This is a genomic window from Paenibacillus liaoningensis (assembly GCF_059609455.1).
Genome location: NZ_JCAALU010000021.1, coordinates 47,228 through 63,868 on the forward strand (window position 1 = coordinate 47,228; position 16,641 = coordinate 63,868).

The window sequence follows — 16,641 nt, forward strand, 5'->3', positions numbered from 1 at the left end:
ATGCGCTTCGTTTCAGCGCTGGCTATCTGCACAAAGCTAGACTTGGTGGACACAGCAGCCGCTATTTTAACAAAATCACGGGTTATGGCTAGTAAGCGGACTCAGGAGCCGCTATTGCGCCGTCCGTCGCCATTTTGACGGGAGAATCATGGCAATAACGGCTTTCCTGTCCGCGTACAGCCTGAAATCGGATCAAAAGCCAGAATAGCGAAACCTCAGTCCGCCAAAAGCATGGAAGGAGCGGCCGAAAACTGCATCAAAAAAGCATCACGGCTTCCTTGATACACATTGATATCGACGTACATATCAATGCCTTCCACATGTCCACGGTTATGATATTGCCAGAACTGCCAGCCTCGCTCTCCAAGCTTCGGATGTTTGACAATGTCGCGAATCCATATTTCATAGGGAGCAAATGCGGTTACATCTTCTACATAAGTATGATAAGTATCATACGTCACATACAAAATAGGCTTTTTGCCATAATGCGCCTCCATGCCGTCCGCCAGCGCCTTCAGCTCCTTATGTACGCCCGCTTGGTCATGGTCCAGGCTGATTTCCAGATCGATGACGGGCGGCAGGCTGTCCTGCTCATTTGGAACAGTTTGTATAAAATGGGCAACCTGCTCCTCCCCCGTACTTTTCGTTGTGAAAAAATGATACGCTCCCGTCAGAAAGCGCTGCTCCCTCGCTCCTTGCCAATTTGCCTGGAACCACTCATCGGTATAATCCCTGCCTTCCGTCGCTTTCACAAACATGAATTCATATTTCCCCGCCGCTTTTATTTGCTGCCAGTTTATTTCGCCTTGATAATGCGAGACATCCAGCCCTTTCACCTCATAGGCATTCGCAAATATGGAATTATGCCAAATGATCCCTTTATACTCTAAAACGCCCAGCAGCACGAGCAAGGCTAGTCCGCCAATGACTATATTTCGCCATTTCTTATTACGTTCCATGGATATGCCCCTTTCGATCATTATGAATATTATACCAATTCAGCAAAGTGAAGCCTACAAAAAAACTCGCCCTGCCTCCCATGTTTGGGAAGCTGGCGAGTTTTTGCAGCAGTGTGCTGGATATGAAGCTATTAAATGGCAAAAATATGATTGCCAATCTGTAAGAGCTGTTCCCTCGTCCAAATCCAAGATGACGTTGCAGTCTTCGGATTAAAATAATAAAGTGCGCCATTCGACGGATCATTTCCGGCAATAGCCTCGACAGCGGCCTTGTATGCAGTGGAATCTGGCTGAAGTCTATACTGTCCATCATCAACCGCTGTAAATGCGCCTGACTGTTCGATGACGCCTTTAATCGTATCAGGGAACTGAGAGGAAGCCAACCGATTCATTACGACAGCACCTACAGCGACCTGCCCCTTGAACGGCTCGCCACGCGATTCGGCAAATATAATGCGAGCCAGCAAATTCAGCTCATGCTCGCTGACGGATACTTTTTTCAGCGTCTTCCAGGTTTGCTTGCCCGTAATGCCGTCGGCTTGGAGGCCGTAATCTTTTTGAAAGCGTTTCACGGCATCTTCCGTCATTTTACCGTAGAAGTCCGTTACCTCGGCATTCATAAAATACCCTAAAATCTTTAATCGATACTGAACGTCGGGAACATCTTCCCCTTTGCTGCCATAGCTAAGTGTAGCTGGAGCCGCGGCTCCAACGATTTGAAGCGGCAAGCTGACGACCAAAAAAATCGCAAATATATATGCTAAGCAATTGCGAAATATTCGATTATTTTTCATAATTCTAATATTCCTCCTCTGTAAAACAAGTACAAAAACTTATTTTTCAAAAATATTTTTTATTTTTTTCAGCACTCGTATGAGTTTAACATAGTATTTAAACGAAAGTAACCTTAAATGCATAATTACATGAATTTACTAATGCTTGAACAAGCAGACAAACATATGCTGTGGGCTAGCGCGCTATACGGGAGTTTTCTCCAAGGAACTGATATAATGAGGGTCAGATGATTGGCAGAGGTGAAATAGGATGAACATTATAAAAGTGAAGGATCGGCAGGAGCTGGACAAACGGGTTCCGTATATGCCTTGGTATATTGAGAAATTTATTAATTATAAGCTGCCCGACCTCTCTCCTTCGTCGCTGCTTGAGTATGTAAGGGATTATGAGCTTTTTTTGAATTGGCTCGTTACGGAAGGGCTTTCTGAGGCGGCGGTCATCAAGGACGTTCAGCTAAGCGAGCTGGAGCAGCTGCATATGGACAGCATTGACAGCTTCCGCATGTTTCTCGCCACCCATCCGAGCCATAATAATCGTAAAACGACGATTACTCGCAAGCTGTCCTCCCTGCGCTCGCTATTTCATTATTTGAGCCAAATCGCTGAGGATGAGCAGTTTTATCCGCTGTTGAAGCGTAATGTCATGGCGAAGGTCGCTATTAAGCGTACAAGCAAGCCTAAGGATACGGCGGCGAAGCTCGAAGGCAAACTGCTGCAGGAGGAGGAGATTGGGGAGTTTCTTGCTTATATTGCCAGCGGCTACGAAAGCGATCTTGCCGGCAACAAGCAGGCGCTGTATTCCTATGAGCTGAACAAAATACGGGATACGTGCATTATCAGCTTTATTTTGCATTCCGGCCTGCGCGTATCCGAGCTCATTAATCTCAACGTCGATGACATTGATATGAAAAAAAAGCTCGCACATGTTTACCGCAAAGGTAAAAACGACGATTCGTTTAAAACCCCGGTCTATTTTCGCCAAGAAGCGGTGGATGACCTTCAAGTATACCTGCAAATGCGCGACACGCATTATAAAGCGCCAAAGCGGGAAAAAGCGCTGTTCCTTGCCATTGCGAATGGTAAAAAAGAAGGCTCGCGCATGACGAAACGGGCCGTGCAGGCGATGGTGATGAAATATGCGAAGCGTTTCGGCAAGCCCTACTTATCCGTACATAAGCTGCGCCATTCGTTCGCAACCGACTATTATTTGCGCAATGACCTGTACAAAACGCAAGAGCAGCTTGGGCATGCATCGCCGGAGACGACGCAAATTTACGCCCATTTGACCGATAAGACGATGGCGGAAGCGATTGATCGGGAATAATTCCGGAGTTTTGGCGAAGCCAACTAGAAAAATCAACCAGCAAATGCAAGCCAAGTAAAGTCAAATAGCCTTCTTGGCTGCAGCTGAAGCTCAGCTCATGCAAGAAGGCTGTTCGCGTTGCTCTAATTTCTTGCTCAAAAATCTTTGGACAACTCCATATCTGTAGCGGAAATGCCCTCTTCCACCGCAAACTCAAAATCCTCAATGTCGTAAATTTGCACAGGGATCTCAGCTTGAATCAGCTTATCCTGAAACTCAAACTGGTCGGACAGCAGCGGCAAATTAAATTTCAGTGCAGTCAGCAGCAGCTCCGTTTCGATCGGATCGAATGCTTCGCCGTATTGTGCGCTGTCCACAGCATGTACAATTGTAAACTGTATTCGCTCGTTCAGCAGCAGCGGCGAGCTTTCCCGCCACGGCACCTGCATCGTGCGTTCGATTTTTTTACGATTGAGCGGATCTTCGAAAAAAGCAATCAGCTCGCCGATTTTATTTTTGACATGAGCATCATCATCTGGATCCTCCATAACGGGATCTGATCCGTCTCTCATATCATATAGCTCCAAAATGGATGAATAAGGAACAACATAATCAATGGCGCTGCTTGGAACGAGAAGGTGACCATAAGTAGCCACCATAACTGCTTCTATTACAAACCGTCGCGGCATGTTTGACCTCCTTCTATAAAACAACGTTTCCACATTATTATACAATAATCCAACTGGTGTACAAGATAGCCATTCGCCAAATTTGCATTAATTCCACGCGTCGCAGTACAATGATTGGGAAATCATTATCGGAGGTACATATATGATTAGAGAAGAAGCTATCATTATTGGCGCTGGTCCATGCGGACTTGCCGCGGCAATTGAGCTGCAGCGCATCGGAATCCGCCCCCTTATTATAGAGAAAAGCCATCTGGTCCATTCGATCTCGCAGTATCCGACCTATATGCATTTTTTCAGCACGCCGGAGCTGCTTGAAATTGGCGGCATTCCTTTCACGACGCCGAATGACAAGCCTTCACGGCTTGAAGCGATGAATTATTATCGCACAGCGGCGCTGCGCCATGAGCTGCGGATTAATCCCTATGAGACGGTAACGCGCGTCGTTCGTGAAAATGGCCGTTTTACGCTCTCCAGCACGAATCGCTTTGGCGAACCTCTGACCTATTCCAGCCGCTATGTTATTATTGCCACAGGTTATTTTGACCATCCGAATTATTTGGGCATACCTGGAGAAGAGCTGGAGAAGGTGACGCATTTTTTCCGCGAGGCCCATCCGTATACCGGCATGGAGGTTGCAATTATTGGGGGCAGCAATTCCGCTATAGATGCAGCGCTTGAGCTCGAACGCATCGGGGCGAAGGTAACTGTCATTTATCGGGGTGAGCACTACTCTTCAAGTATTAAGCCTTGGGTGAAGCCCGGCTTTGAAAGCAAAGTCGCCAAGGGACAAATTGCCATGCGCTTCTGCTCTCGCGTTACGAGCATCGATGACCGCAGCGTCACGCTTGAAGATCCAGAGGGCAAGCATACGATTGCGAATGATTTTGTGCTTGCGCTGACAGGCTTTCATCCGGATCGGGATTTCCTGACGGATACGGGCGTCGTGATGGCGGAGGAAGGGTATCCATTTTTCGACGAAGCTACGATGGAGACGAATGTGCCGAACTTGTTTCTCGCTGGTGTTGTTGCTTCACGTCATGAAGCGAATGAAATATTTATTGAAACCGGACGCTTCCACGGTAGAAAAATTGCTTCGCATATCGCTCAAAGCACCACAGCCGAAGATTAAAACGGATTGTGATGGCAACTTTTAGAGGCTGCCCATGCCCGGAGAGCGCAATATGATGCGCTTGCACCCGGTCATGGGCAGCCTCTTTTTTAAATTCTGTCATTAAGTGGTTATCCCCGCTCGCTCCATGATTCGCCCAATAATTCGCTATTGATGCTTATAGCCGCCATTGATCCCATAGAAGCCGCCGTAACGACCTGATATTTTGGGGAGGCAGCATCTCCGGCACTATAAATGCCCGGCACAGCCGTCTTGCCAACATCATCGACAACAACAGCGCCAGCTTCCGTCATTTCACAGCCCAAAGCCTGCGGCAGGTCCGATCCGATCACTAGCTTCGGCACAAAGAAAATGCCTCCGCAAGCAATCATTGAACCGTCCTCCAGCACGACTTGGTGAACGTTGCCATTTTCTGCTTCAATCCGCTGAATTTTCGAGGCATATACGGGCACATCATGTCGCCTTAACTCCTCACGCTGCTCATTGGTCATTTCGTCAGGGCCATCGGTGCAAATCGTATATTGGCTTGTCCAGCCTGCTATCGTTTTGGCAAAGTGCAGCGCACTGTCTCCATTGGCTATTATGACAAGCTTTCTATCCCTCATCTCCCAGCCATCACAATATGGGCATACAAAAGCGCTTTTTCCATATACGTCGGTTAAGCCTTCAATAGCAAGCGGAATATCTTTCATCCCTACGGCAAAAAGCAGCTTTTTGGCCCCAAAGGTTAATCCTTTGGCAGTCGAAATTATAAATTCCCCATCGCTTCCCGTTACTGCTACTGCTGTGTCATTTTCAAATTGAACGGTGGGGTAGACACTGATCTGCTCGCGCGCAATTTGACGCAGCTCGCTAGGCTTAATGCCGTCTCTCGTCAGAAAGCCATGCGACTCCTTCGTTACCCGATTGCGCGGACGCTCTTCATCAATAACGATAACCTTTTTCCTCGCTCTGCCTAATACAAGTGCCGCACTCATTCCTGCTGGCCCTCCACCAATAATCGCCACATCCATAAGTTGTTTCATATTAACCACCTTCCGAGAGTTTTAATATTTTTAATTGTGCAACAAAAATTCATTCTAAATACTCGTCGTTCTTATTGCGCCACGATTATTTAGAGTTTAGAGAAATATGACACTGTTTTGTTTAGAGTAGCCCTCTAAATAAATCTATTGTAGACACTTAATATCTACTATTGAGCTGCAATATCATTATAGACACAGGGAATCTGTAATTCAAGCTTTATTTTTTGACGGCAGCTGTTCTTTCAAAAACCCGATTTTGGAAATAAATTCTTTCGTATAAATGCTAATCTAAAAATTAGCCCCGCTATGATCATGTTCTTCTTTCTATTCTGAAGATACAAATTGAAGATACAAATAGGTGTCTTCGTCCATTCTACCCTGATCACTAGTATGATCCATCCATTGCTTATTAATTTGTCATCTTTTCTCATTCTCGGGGCATCGCAGAATCTTCATTTGACCTTTCGACCAGGAGCGCGAGGCATACGCCTAGTCATTGTTAAATAACATAGATAGAAAATTATGGATATTTTTATTTCAAGTTGATATAATGGCAAAAAAAGTATGTGCAATCGTCTGATGATGTGGACTGGCTACCTTGTCTATCAAAGGAGGTGAACCTGAGAAAAGTTTAATTCTTAATTCCAGTTTCATACCAATTGGGGAGGGTTATTTTCTCCTTCACCACCCCTGACTGAATGCTGCACAGAAACATGCACTAACGGTAACGGTTTGTTGTTCTATGCATTTAGCTTTAACCATTATAAAGCTTATAGGAGTGTGTCAAATGAGCAAACAAATTTTCCCCAGATTTTTTCGGATTTTTATGGCTTCCTTTTTGCTATTAGTATTTGCCCTACCAGCGACGGCTTCCGCCGGCTATCTTGGCGATAAGCTCACTATAGGTGGCAGCTTTGCAAAGGGCGACTATCTCACCTCCCAAGATGGTAGGTTTTCAGCCATTTGGCAAAATGACGGAAATTTTGTCATCTATCAGAATGGTGCTTCTATTTGGAGTAGTGGTACCAGTAAAAGTGGGGCCATTTCGTTCATATTTGAACCAATTGGGAAACCGGTAATGTACACATATGGCGGAAGTTTTCAACAGGTATACCAATATGGCTTTAATCGTTTTGGATTCAACCATGCTACAGGTAAATTCGAGTATTATACGGGTTGGGGGTTTGATACGGTTTGGGTGATTGATACTTCTAAACGTCAATCCGTTTGGTTTGCCGATACCGCCTCTTGGATTTCAGCCCATCACGGAAGCGGGCTGCCAGCTAACACAACTGGAGACACGCTGATCATGCAAAGTGATGGAAATTTAGTTCTCTATAACACAACCATGACCAATAGCCATTATCCTAATAGCTGGATTCCTGTCTGGGCTTCGGATACGGGTGGGCGATAAAATCAGATTGAGAGCCGCATAATGCGCGGCTCTTTTTATTTATCCAAGTAACCTAATCATTTATCTGCTTAACGAAAAGAGCTCAACCCGTAATAATCGGCGTATGAGCATTCCGATTTCTACCTTTGGAGAAAATTACATTTAAAGGCTTGCCGTTACTTGTGACAAATTATTCATCACCGTCTGTAACGGCAAGTTATGAAGAAAGACCATCAACTAAGGATGGTCTTTCTTTGAACGAAAATGTAAATACCAGTGGATTAATGTGTCTGTTAATATAATGATTTAGTCAATTATCGGATACTATCCTTCATCTAGGCTCAAATATAAGGTCTGAATCTGAGTCTGGGTCTGAATCTTGGCGTGTTACTCTGACGCTCCAACAATCATATGAATGCATACTTTTTAGCATGGTCTGCTTCTGCAGCGGTGAGAGCGACAAGTATGTAGGGCAGAATTTAAATGATCGGTATTTATTAAAGTATTGAATAACAGTATTAGTCTCTTCAGTTGTAATAATGCCTAGTTCTCGTCTTCTTTTAGCATCACGTTTCGCAAATAAAGAATCAACCCATGCTTGATATTTATCCTCATTATTAGGATTATCAAAATACTTATTGATTGCCCATAGTATAAGGAGAGCTGCACCGCATAAAACAAGCAGAGTCGAAATACTAGACATGAGTCAGGCACCAAAACCTTAGGCGAGAGAGAAGCCTAGAACAGGACATAACATAGATTAATAAAAGAATTATTATAATAAGCCATATCATAATATCTGCCTCCTACGGAAGTAAAATTGAAACGCAAAGTCAATCTTATTACATGTACAGGTTGATTGGCAATATACGAGTTAATACAACCTCTGTTTACCTTTTATCTAGCACTTTGCTAAGGATGAAATCCTTCCTTATCTAATGTTACTAGCAAAAAAAACTTGCCGGTACTTGTATTACGGTTCACCCAATTGCATCTTCAACTAAACTACCAGTTTAATGCCATTCACAGTCAAGTCGTTTGTTTTCCTAGAACCCCCATTCAAAACAGCCTGACCGGACCATTCTCCGACCAGGCTGTTTTGAACTATTTACCGCGTTTCTGCTGGCGCGCATACAAGGCGTTTACCGCTTCTTCATGCGGCTCCTCCTCCTTATAGCGCGCCTCCTCATAAAGCTTGATTAGCTGCTTTTGTTCTGCTTCGCTATAGCTATCCTCAGTCTTCGCAGCCACCTGCCATTTGACGAGCTCCTCTGCCGTTTCCCTAGGTGTCAAATGAGGCTGATACACATACCCTTTGCTTATGCTGCGCTTTACCCAGCGGCTGTATAAATAGCGGATTCTCTCCCTCGTTCCCGTGAGCTCCTCCCATTTAACAGCCTGCTCGGGTTTATTGCGCTTGCTGCGCAGCCGCCAGCCATCCTGCCATTTATTTAAGGTCATTAAACTTTCAACCTCATCCGTGTAGCCCTGCTCGCCGCCCTGCCTTTCAGCAGAGCGTTCTGCCATTTTGGCAAGAAATTTCTTCGAGAGGCGATACACGACTCGCAGCAGCCAATATAGGGCCAGTCCTATCGCAGCAATAACGATGATGATTATGACAATTTTCAATAGGTTTTCTACCCAAACGAGCCAAGGGGCAGGATCTTTTTGCTCCACAGGCGGCAATACGGGCTCAGGCAATGCTTCCGGCTGCGGTTGAGCAGGCGTATCTGCTTCACCGCCCGTTATTAATGACAGTATCATCTGAACGAGAGAGCGCACAGCCCATTCAATCCCCTGCGTAATCTGCCTGATGAAGCCGATTGCAATGATAGGAAGCAGCAGCAGAGCAAGCATCCATCTATTTTGACGTTTGAAGGCTTCTACAGATGCTGAGATTGGCTGCCGCTGCCCCGTCTGATCGGTCTCGCGCTGCATCAGCCGCTCATTTATCATGAAAAAATAAACAATTAGCGTTGCAATCCCGCCTACGGTCATCCAAATCGTATATTCCTGCAGCGGCTTGAACCAAAATTGAGCCAATTGCAGCGCCAAATAGCCGACAATGCCTATTATCATCGTACTTCCTGTAAATATGGAGGACCAACTGTGCAGCCGTTCATTCATTCCGCGATAAGCAGCGATACTGCCGAAAATAGCGAGCGCTGGCCACCAAGCTTCCCAGCTTGCTCCTGATGCTATTGCAATTGTGCCACATAAAGCAAGCCATCCATCAGAGAGCAAAATACCAATCAGCAAAGCAAGGAATAGACGAGTAGCCCGGTTGCTGTGAAGCAGCTTCGCTGAAATGGACAGCAGCAGCGAACCAGCGCCGTAGCACAATGGCAAGCTGAGCAGCCAAAATAGAAGGAGGCTGCCTGAGAGCGCATAAGCACCGAAAGGCAAAACGAAAGGCAGAAAAAACAGCAGCTCCAGCAAACCTTTCCCTACAGCTATGCCTGCGATTTTTCCAATAGGCGATTTGTTCATGATGCTCCACCTGCCTGCTGCTGATCGCTAGCTAGCCCTTCCAACAGCCAAATCGAGACGGAGTTGCCGCCGAAACGCAGCTGCTGAGCGGCAAGCTCCAGCGTTTCATTCCAATAGGCGGAAATAATGAGCACATCGCAGCCGCTTACACCACGCTCGCTCTCCCTTTGCAGCAAATCGCTAAACAGCTCCGTCCGGGTCAGCGACAGCTTGGCGAGCAGCTCCAGTATCGCCAGCCACTGGTCATGTCCGCTGCGGGGCAGCAGCATGGCACTGTCAAACTCTCCTTGCAGCGGCATATTGGCAGCGAAGCCGACTTCCATGCCACTGGCCGTGACGGCCTCCGCTGCTCCTGCTGCCCATTCAATGCCCCGTTCGATTAATGCTTCATCCGTAATCGTACGCCACATGCCCTCATGATCTTCAACGTTCAAATAAATCATCAGCTTCCGGTCAGCTGTATAATCATATTGATGAACCTGCAGCTTGCCTGCCCGAGCAGTCGCTTTCCAATTGACCGCCTTGAAGGAATCGCTAGGACGATAATCTCTTGCGCCTACGACAACGAAAGGATCTTCCACAATCCAGCGCCGCACCGACGTCTCGCCCTGCCAGCTATGAGAGGGCAACTCGTCCACCTTCACCTGTGCGGGGAGCGGATATACAAGCAGATCGCCTTCTATCATCATTTGCTTCATATCATGATGAATGCCAAGCAAATCGCCGCCGGTCAGAGCAACGGAGCGAAGCTTGTATACCCCGCGCCTGGCGCTGAGGAACGAATGCGTGCGAGTAATTTTCGTATAAGGCATAAGGCTGAAGAAGCTTTTATGATTCTGGTAATGCTCCCCGCTGCTCACCGCAAGATTATCCTGCGAGCGAAAGATGAGCTGGGAAGACAATTGGGATTCGACGCGCAGCCAAGGAACAGGCAGCCATTTGCCATTTGACAATTGCTCTACTAGTTCCATACGATCCCCACTAAAGCAGGTTTTTTGACTAAAGCGCCTGGAATAGCTAATGTTCCGCAAGGCAAACCTACGAAATACATTAGCTTGTAGCATAACTATAATGATTGCAGCGATAATAAAAGAAACGACGAGCATCGTCTATTTACTAGCCTATTTAGCGAGAAGCCCTGCCTCGGCAGGAACCTCGGTTCGCCTAATAATATCTTCGATAATTTTCTCTGCGCTGCCTTGTGTACGCTGCAGTCCACGAAGCGCGAGACGATGGGCCAGCACAGGCTGCGCCATCGCTTTTACATCATCCGGCGTTACAAAATCTCTTCCCCGCAAAATCGCCTGCACCTGCGAGGCTCTCAGCAGCGCCTGGCTGCCGCGAGGGCTGACGCCCGTCTGCACCTCTTCCCTGCTCCGCGTCTGCTCTACTAGCTTCAGCATATAAAGCAGAACATCATCCGATACGCGTACGGAGGTGTATAGCTTCTGGGCTTCAGCAATTTCGTCTGCTCCAGCAATTGGTGCAAGCTGCTCCAGCGGGTCTCCCTCTTTAAAGCGCTTCAAAATTTGCAGCGCCTCATCCGTTGTGGGGTAGCCCATTTTAACCTTGAATAAAAAACGGTCCAGCTGCGCTTCCGGCAGCGGAAACGTTCCTTGATGCTCGACCGGATTTTGCGTCGCCATAACCATGAACGGCCGCGAAAGCGGCATCGTCTCGCCCTCGAGGCTTATTTGCCGCTCCTCCATACATTCGAGCAGGCTGGATTGGGTACGTGGCGTTGCACGGTTAATTTCGTCAGCCAGCAGCATATTCGTAAACAAAGGACCGGGCCTGAACTCAAAATCCCCCTGCTTCTGATTGTAAAAATGGATGCCCGTCAAATCTGACGGCATTAAATCCGGCGTAAATTGCACACGCCGGAAGGTCAGGCTGAGCGACTTCGCCAGCGATTTGGCAAGCAGCGTTTTTCCCGTCCCGGGTACATCCTCCAGCAGCACATGACCGCCGGTAATTAACGCGATAAACAATAGATCGGCTATATGCTCTTTCCCTACGATAACGCGGCCAATATTGCTTCTCAGCTGTTCAGATAATGCAGCAATGGATTGGTAAGACATGCTAGCAGCTCCTTTTTTCTCACTATAAATAGGATGTTTTATTGACTCCAGCCACAGCGCTCGCGCTGCACACGCTGCAGCTGCGACCAGCGAACGAGCCGGATGCCCTCGGCCTGCAGCGTCTGCACAATCTCGCGGTCGCGGAACAGCTGGAACTCGAGCCCGCGCTTCTCAGGCTGCCCATGGAAGGATAGCAGCTCATCGGTTACGAGCGAAGGATGAATAATAAGCTCTGTCAAACCCGGCGGCAAGCTGCGCAGCTGCTGTTTCATCGCCTCTTTGAACGACGCATATGTTTCTCCAGCCTGCAGCTGAAATGGCAAACCGACTAAATAATCCAATATGATGACGCCTTTGGAATCCGCCAGCATTCCGAGCTGCTTCGCCTGCTCAGCAAGCTCTGGAGAGGCTGTTTGCGCGCGATCACCAAGCAAATGGCGCGGTAGGCGAAAAGGCAAGCCATATTTGGCGCATACGTCGAATACAATAGGTAAAAAATGCTTGCCTGTCGCAAGCCCATACAAGCTGCCCATATGATTGTCAGCATGGCTCGGCTTCATCCCTAATTGCAGGGCAAGCTCTATTTGGGCAACCATTTCTCGCTCTACCTGCTCGGATTCGGCCTGCAGTTCGAATGTTCGGCTGTCTTTCGGGAAATATCCGCCCTCTACGAGCAAGGAAGGAACATCCTCCGGCTTGCTCACAGGGCCCCAGCGATAATTGTCCCACTCGCTTGTAAAAGTGAAATGAATGCCTACATCATGCTCCTGATGCAGCGCGCACCACTTCGTCGCTTCCCGCGCTGCGTGGCACGGCATCATAATCGTTGCCGAGCTTACTGCGCGCTCTTCCAGCAGTTGCTCCACCGCTTTATTGACTGAACCACATAAGCCATAATCATCTGCATTAACAATGAGCAGTCTTTCATCACTGCTGTATCCTAATGCTGCTGCAACACTCATGAGCCCAACTCCTCAAATTATAGTGGTTAATGACTACAATGGTTGTTCAACGCCGGCAAGATGCTTAAGAAATAGCGCTTTCAAACGCGGTTCATTGCTGCCTGTCCAGTTCACGATTTTTGCCGCTTGGCTCACAATTTTCTGCAATACCGCCGCTTCGTCAAGCTGCTCCCGCCAGCGCGTCATAAAATGCAGCGTCACATCAAGCATACGCAGCTTAAGCAGCAGCGTTATCGCATTTGCTTCCGCCTCCATCAGCCGTAATTCCGACCCAAAGCCTTCACAAAACAATGCGATTCGCTCCAGTCGCCCTTCATCAGCCCCATCAATCAAATCCACGATAACGACAGCGAGCTCCATCGCCCTTACATCGACTGTGCAAAATTCAAAATCCAGCAATCCGACTACAGCATCCCCACGTGCAACGGAATTGCTGAAATTCAAATCGCCATGAATCCACTGGCGGGGAAGCTCGGCTATGTTTTTCAACTCGTTTTGTAAACGCTCTCGCTCCTGCTGCAAGCAAGCTATCTGCTCCTCAAATTCCGGCAGCAGCCCCGCTTCATTAGCAATTTCCCGCATAGCTGGAATGCCTATGGCTTCATAAGATTGCTCCAGCTTATAATACGGATCATAAATAGGCTCGCCTTGAGGCTTAATGGCACTTAATCCCTTGCATAAAGCAGCCGTAGCGATGCCGAGCCCTGTAATGTGGGAAATATTTTCGACCGAAGGCCTCTTGCCTTCAATGAAATGGCATAGTGTAGCCAGCTTGCCGCTTGGCGCCTCCGTTACGGTCTGCCCTGCGCGATTCGCTACAGGCATTGGAACGTCAAAAAGGCGTGCGTCTTGCTCCAGCAGCCCAAATAACACCTCATGCTCCAGCAAAACCGTCGATTTATTTTGATGATTGTTGTAAATGCGCAGCACGTAGCGGTTATTTCCCGCCTGCACGATCCGCGTTGTATTGTTCATGCCGCTGTCTCCGGCAGCTATTTCCCATCGTGCGCCAAGCTCATATTGGTCTAAAAACGTTGAAAAATCATGCTGACTCAATAGTTTTGTCCTCCCCTAAGCTACCAGTTGCTGCCTTTATTATACTTGCTGGGAGCAGAAGTTGGCAAAAAAGCGGAAATCAGCCGCGGACATTCGCTATTTCCCCGTAACTGAACCGTCCTTTTACAGGCAAGCTTCGACACATTTTGTATCAGCTTAATGCGGGCTTTTCGCGTTCTTGCGCCTTCATTTTGCCATATCTAGTTTCCCCTGATTTTGCTCCCTCCATCTGTTGTAGCTGGGAAGGATATCCTATGTTTTAAGCTTTATTAGGCAATCGTTAGCCTGCTGTCGAAATCATTTTAAACATGTTGGATTGTGCGCTTCCCCGGGAAATAGACGGCTCATTTCCACCTTTCTATTTCCCGCGATTCCCCCTCATTCCGTTAGCTTGAATTTTCGCTCAATTCTAATAATTTCCCCGTGAGGTTTATTCAGGCGGCTTTGCAGCGTCTCCAGATGACGTCTCCGGTATCGAAAATCCAGCACTGCGGATACAAGCAGCACAGCCCCCGCACCCAGAATACCTTCTTTGCCAAGCACGCTGGCCGCTAGCACAACACTGAGCAGCAGCCAGACCAGGGCTGACATATTCACCGTGCGGCTCCACCTTCCGAGATGCCAAGGCGCATCCATGAGCAGCTTGTGCTTCTTCCCTGAGCGCAGCGCTAACGCAATCGGGATTGCATACGCCGTGTAAAGGCAAATTAGTGTGAAGCTAGGGACAGCAGCTGTGAGCAGGCGCTCTGTAAGGAGCACACAAGAGGCTGCAAGGATAATGAAAAACAATGCGGCTGCTAGCCAGACGCATTTCCTGGGAGATTGAGTTGCAGGGTGAACGCCTGCCAGCTGCTTGCTGAAAGGCAGAGCCTTATCGCGCGTCAGGCTGTACAATAATCGGGAGCAAGCGATCAGCACGCTGCTGCTGCTTGAGTAGAGAAGCACGACTAGGAGCAGGGTCACCAGCGGTGAACGGCTGATAGCTTCCAGCAAACTGCCTGCAAACCACTCGCTCCCGCCAGTCGGTATGCCTCCATTTGAGAAGCCAGGCCACACAAGTGTCAGCACAGCCAGCAGCACAAAGCCGATAATAAACGTGTAAGCCGTCGACAAATAGATCGCCCATGGCACGCGAATGCGGGGATCGGACGTCTCCTCGGCACCTTGGGCAGCGCTGTCCATGCCGAGAAACAGCTTTTGCAGCAGCAGAAAGCCCGCAATCATCCCTAAGGCGGATTGGCCTTTCCCCTCCCCACTAAGGGCAGGAAGCGTAAATAACAGCTCAGGTGCAAAAGCACCCGGCCAATACAGCGCCATTAAAATGACGATTGCAGCGATTGCAGCGACAAGCTGCAGCCATAGTCCACTTCTCAGCAGAACAGCCAGCAGACGGACACCACGACTGTGCAAAGCAGCTTGCGTAACCACCATTGCCAAGGCAATGATTGCTTTCGTCCATATTGAAGGCATGTAACCGAGCCAGCCTGCAAGCATTCCATCCAGCAAGGAGGCGCACAGCAGATTGGTCAGCAGCAGAAGCCCCATATAGCCAGCCATGTGAAACCAGCCCGCATGCCAGCCCCATACACGTCCTCCTAATGCCGAGGACCAATGATAGACGCCCCCGGCGGTTGGAATAGCCGAGGACAATTCGGCCAGCGATGCACTTACCATTAAGGCAAACAACGCGGCAAGCGGAATGCCTATACCGACGACAATTGGCCCGCCCTGCTGCAGGGCAGGCGCCAGAAACAACAAAGCTGCTGCACACAGCCCCATCGTGTTGAAGGAAAGCCCAAATGAAGCTGCCGCTCCAAATTTGCGTCTGAGCTGCTGGGCAAGGCCAAACAAATTCAAATCATGCTTATCCTGCTGCATTTGAATATAGGTGGCATAAGCCGTCATGCTCTGATGGCTCGACGATTTGATACTTTGCTGCGCCTTGACAGCTCCGGCTAATGCAGCAGCACATACAGCGAAAAATAAAGCCAGCCCGATTACGAGCGCAATCATTCCACCACCCCCATCATTAAGCAGTATATGTGAGGGTGGAAGGGCTCATGCCAGCAAACAAACGAAATATATCACGACATTAATATTTTATGACATTAACTATAGGGCGGAAGCAGGCACACTAAACTAGCTAAACTAGCGCGAGTACCCGATTCAGCAATTGGTCGGTGTCAAACGGTTTTTCTATCCACTCGGTAATGCCCAGCTCAGCCGCTGCCTCTATTTTTTCAGGCTCCCCGTACGCGGTAATAAGCAATACTTTAACATTCGCATCGCTTTTGCGAATCGCGCAGAGCACGTCCAATCCGTCCATATCAGGCAGCATAAAATCCAGCAAAATGCAGTCCGCTCCATATCGCTCGAATTGCTCAAGCGCGTTCAGCCCATCTGCAGCTTCATAGACGGTAAATCCCGCCTTCTGAAACAGCTCTGCCAGCATGAGGCGAATGAGCGGCTGGTCGTCAACAATAAGCAGCTTTTTCCCCTCAGCTAGCTTTGCTGCATCCGCGCTGCCCGCCAAAGCTTGGTGCGCCTGTTTGCTGCGACCGTCCTCCAGCTTGCTGGGAACGTTTTTTTTCACTGGGCTGACCTGCAAGCTTGAAGACTGTCGCCGAATGGGGGGCGCCGAAAAGCGCGGCCCCTTGTCCTTTTTCACATACTGCAAATAAACAACGAAAGCGATCGTCGTGACAAATACAGCGCATAATAAAATGATATAAATCATGCTGTCTTCTCTCCTGCTGCAAA

Annotated in this window: 15 protein-coding genes; 3 read left to right on the forward strand and 12 right to left on the reverse strand. The window is 48.3% G+C overall.

Features of this window, described 5'->3' with window-relative positions:
• Positions 1-215: 215 nt before the first annotated feature.
• Together AC6B99_RS27945 and AC6B99_RS27950 are read right to left on the reverse strand one after the other, a co-directional pair.
• Positions 216-959, reverse strand: coding sequence for a GH25 family lysozyme (locus AC6B99_RS27945; RefSeq protein WP_496664762.1), 744 nt, complete (start codon positions 957-959; stop codon positions 216-218).
• 131 nt (positions 960-1,090) lie between these two features.
• Positions 1,091-1,753 carry a cell wall hydrolase gene (locus AC6B99_RS27950; RefSeq protein ID WP_496664763.1) on the reverse strand — a complete coding sequence of 221 codons (663 nt, stop codon included), beginning with the start codon at positions 1,751-1,753 and terminating at the stop codon, positions 1,091-1,093.
• A 250-nt stretch (positions 1,754-2,003) separates the two neighbouring features.
• Between AC6B99_RS27950 and xerS the strand changes: the two genes are divergently transcribed.
• Positions 2,004-3,077 carry a tyrosine recombinase XerS gene (xerS, locus tag AC6B99_RS27955; RefSeq protein ID WP_496664764.1) on the forward strand — a complete coding sequence of 358 codons (1,074 nt, stop codon included), beginning with the start codon at positions 2,004-2,006 and terminating at the stop codon, positions 3,075-3,077.
• A 134-nt stretch (positions 3,078-3,211) separates the two neighbouring features.
• On the opposite strand, the gene AC6B99_RS27960 is transcribed toward xerS, so the two are convergent.
• A complete protein-coding gene (locus tag AC6B99_RS27960) occupies positions 3,212-3,745 on the reverse strand; it encodes an ADP-heptose synthase (protein WP_099520235.1) in 534 nt (177 codons plus the stop codon).
• 142 nt (positions 3,746-3,887) lie between these two features.
• Between AC6B99_RS27960 and AC6B99_RS27965 the strand changes: the two genes are divergently transcribed.
• A complete protein-coding gene (locus AC6B99_RS27965; protein WP_056040653.1) occupies positions 3,888-4,874 on the forward strand; it encodes a YpdA family putative bacillithiol disulfide reductase in 987 nt (328 codons plus the stop codon).
• A gap of 110 nt (positions 4,875-4,984) precedes the next feature.
• Here AC6B99_RS27965 and AC6B99_RS27970 read toward each other — a convergent pair whose 3' ends face one another.
• Entirely contained in the window at positions 4,985-5,899 is a 915-nt protein-coding gene (locus AC6B99_RS27970; protein ID WP_494879144.1) for an FAD-dependent oxidoreductase, read from the reverse strand.
• Between the two features lie 787 nt (positions 5,900-6,686).
• Between AC6B99_RS27970 and AC6B99_RS27975 the strand changes: the two genes are divergently transcribed.
• Positions 6,687-7,313, forward strand: coding sequence for a hypothetical protein (locus AC6B99_RS27975; protein ID WP_494879143.1), 627 nt, complete (start codon positions 6,687-6,689; stop codon positions 7,311-7,313).
• Positions 7,314-7,623: 310 nt separating this feature from the next.
• Here the strand turns inward: AC6B99_RS27975 and AC6B99_RS27980 are convergent, their stop codons facing one another.
• The 8 genes from AC6B99_RS27980 to AC6B99_RS28015 form a co-directional block, all read right to left on the reverse strand.
• Positions 7,624-7,995, reverse strand: a complete 372-nt coding sequence (locus tag AC6B99_RS27980) for a hypothetical protein (protein WP_155973438.1) — start codon at positions 7,993-7,995, stop codon at positions 7,624-7,626.
• Between the two features lie 401 nt (positions 7,996-8,396).
• The gene (locus tag AC6B99_RS27985) at positions 8,397-9,782 is read right to left on the reverse strand and encodes a UbiA prenyltransferase family protein (protein ID WP_496664765.1); all 1,386 of its coding nucleotides are present in this window, start codon (positions 9,780-9,782) and stop codon (positions 8,397-8,399) included.
• Entirely contained in the window at positions 9,779-10,753 is a 975-nt protein-coding gene (locus tag AC6B99_RS27990; RefSeq protein ID WP_496664766.1) for a DUF58 domain-containing protein, read from the reverse strand. The genes AC6B99_RS27985 and AC6B99_RS27990 overlap by 4 nt, the downstream gene beginning before the upstream one ends.
• Positions 10,754-10,903: 150 nt before the next feature.
• Positions 10,904-11,863 (reverse strand): AAA family ATPase, encoded by a 960-nt coding sequence (locus AC6B99_RS27995; protein WP_056040663.1) that lies wholly within the window; start codon positions 11,861-11,863, stop codon positions 10,904-10,906.
• A gap of 38 nt (positions 11,864-11,901) precedes the next feature.
• Positions 11,902-12,825: a polysaccharide deacetylase family protein gene (locus AC6B99_RS28000; protein ID WP_496664767.1), complete on the reverse strand. Its 924-nt coding sequence runs from the start codon at positions 12,823-12,825 to the stop codon at positions 11,902-11,904.
• A gap of 33 nt (positions 12,826-12,858) precedes the next feature.
• Entirely contained in the window at positions 12,859-13,881 is a 1,023-nt protein-coding gene (locus AC6B99_RS28005) for a phosphotransferase (protein WP_496664768.1), read from the reverse strand.
• 378 nt (positions 13,882-14,259) lie between these two features.
• Positions 14,260-15,894 carry an amino acid permease gene (locus tag AC6B99_RS28010; RefSeq protein ID WP_494860129.1) on the reverse strand — a complete coding sequence of 545 codons (1,635 nt, stop codon included), beginning with the start codon at positions 15,892-15,894 and terminating at the stop codon, positions 14,260-14,262.
• Positions 15,895-16,024: 130 nt separating this feature from the next.
• The gene (locus tag AC6B99_RS28015) at positions 16,025-16,618 is read right to left on the reverse strand and encodes a response regulator (protein ID WP_081419026.1); all 594 of its coding nucleotides are present in this window, start codon (positions 16,616-16,618) and stop codon (positions 16,025-16,027) included.
• Between the last annotated feature and the right edge of the window lie 23 nt (positions 16,619-16,641).

Coding starts and splice junctions, on each gene's coding strand:
- AC6B99_RS27960 (WP_099520235.1), bottom strand. CDS start 3,745: ATGCCGCGACGGTTTGTAATAGAAGCAGTTATGGTGGCTACTTATGGT.
- AC6B99_RS28010 (WP_494860129.1), bottom strand. CDS start 15,894: ATGATTGCGCTCGTAATCGGGCTGGCTTTATTTTTCGCTGTATGTGCT.
- AC6B99_RS27980 (WP_155973438.1), bottom strand. CDS start 7,995: ATGTCTAGTATTTCGACTCTGCTTGTTTTATGCGGTGCAGCTCTCCTT.
- AC6B99_RS28000 (WP_496664767.1), bottom strand. CDS start 12,825: ATGAGTGTTGCAGCAGCATTAGGATACAGCAGTGATGAAAGACTGCTC.
- AC6B99_RS27990 (WP_496664766.1), bottom strand. CDS start 10,753: ATGGAACTAGTAGAGCAATTGTCAAATGGCAAATGGCTGCCTGTTCCT.
- AC6B99_RS27945 (WP_496664762.1), bottom strand. CDS start 959: ATGGAACGTAATAAGAAATGGCGAAATATAGTCATTGGCGGACTAGCC.
- AC6B99_RS27995 (WP_056040663.1), bottom strand. CDS start 11,863: ATGTCTTACCAATCCATTGCTGCATTATCTGAACAGCTGAGAAGCAAT.
- xerS (WP_496664764.1), top strand. CDS start 2,004: ATGAACATTATAAAAGTGAAGGATCGGCAGGAGCTGGACAAACGGGTT.
- AC6B99_RS28015 (WP_081419026.1), bottom strand. CDS start 16,618: ATGATTTATATCATTTTATTATGCGCTGTATTTGTCACGACGATCGCT.
- AC6B99_RS27985 (WP_496664765.1), bottom strand. CDS start 9,782: ATGAACAAATCGCCTATTGGAAAAATCGCAGGCATAGCTGTAGGGAAA.
- AC6B99_RS27950 (WP_496664763.1), bottom strand. CDS start 1,753: ATGAAAAATAATCGAATATTTCGCAATTGCTTAGCATATATATTTGCG.
- AC6B99_RS27970 (WP_494879144.1), bottom strand. CDS start 5,899: ATGAAACAACTTATGGATGTGGCGATTATTGGTGGAGGGCCAGCAGGA.
- AC6B99_RS27965 (WP_056040653.1), top strand. CDS start 3,888: ATGATTAGAGAAGAAGCTATCATTATTGGCGCTGGTCCATGCGGACTT.
- AC6B99_RS27975 (WP_494879143.1), top strand. CDS start 6,687: ATGAGCAAACAAATTTTCCCCAGATTTTTTCGGATTTTTATGGCTTCC.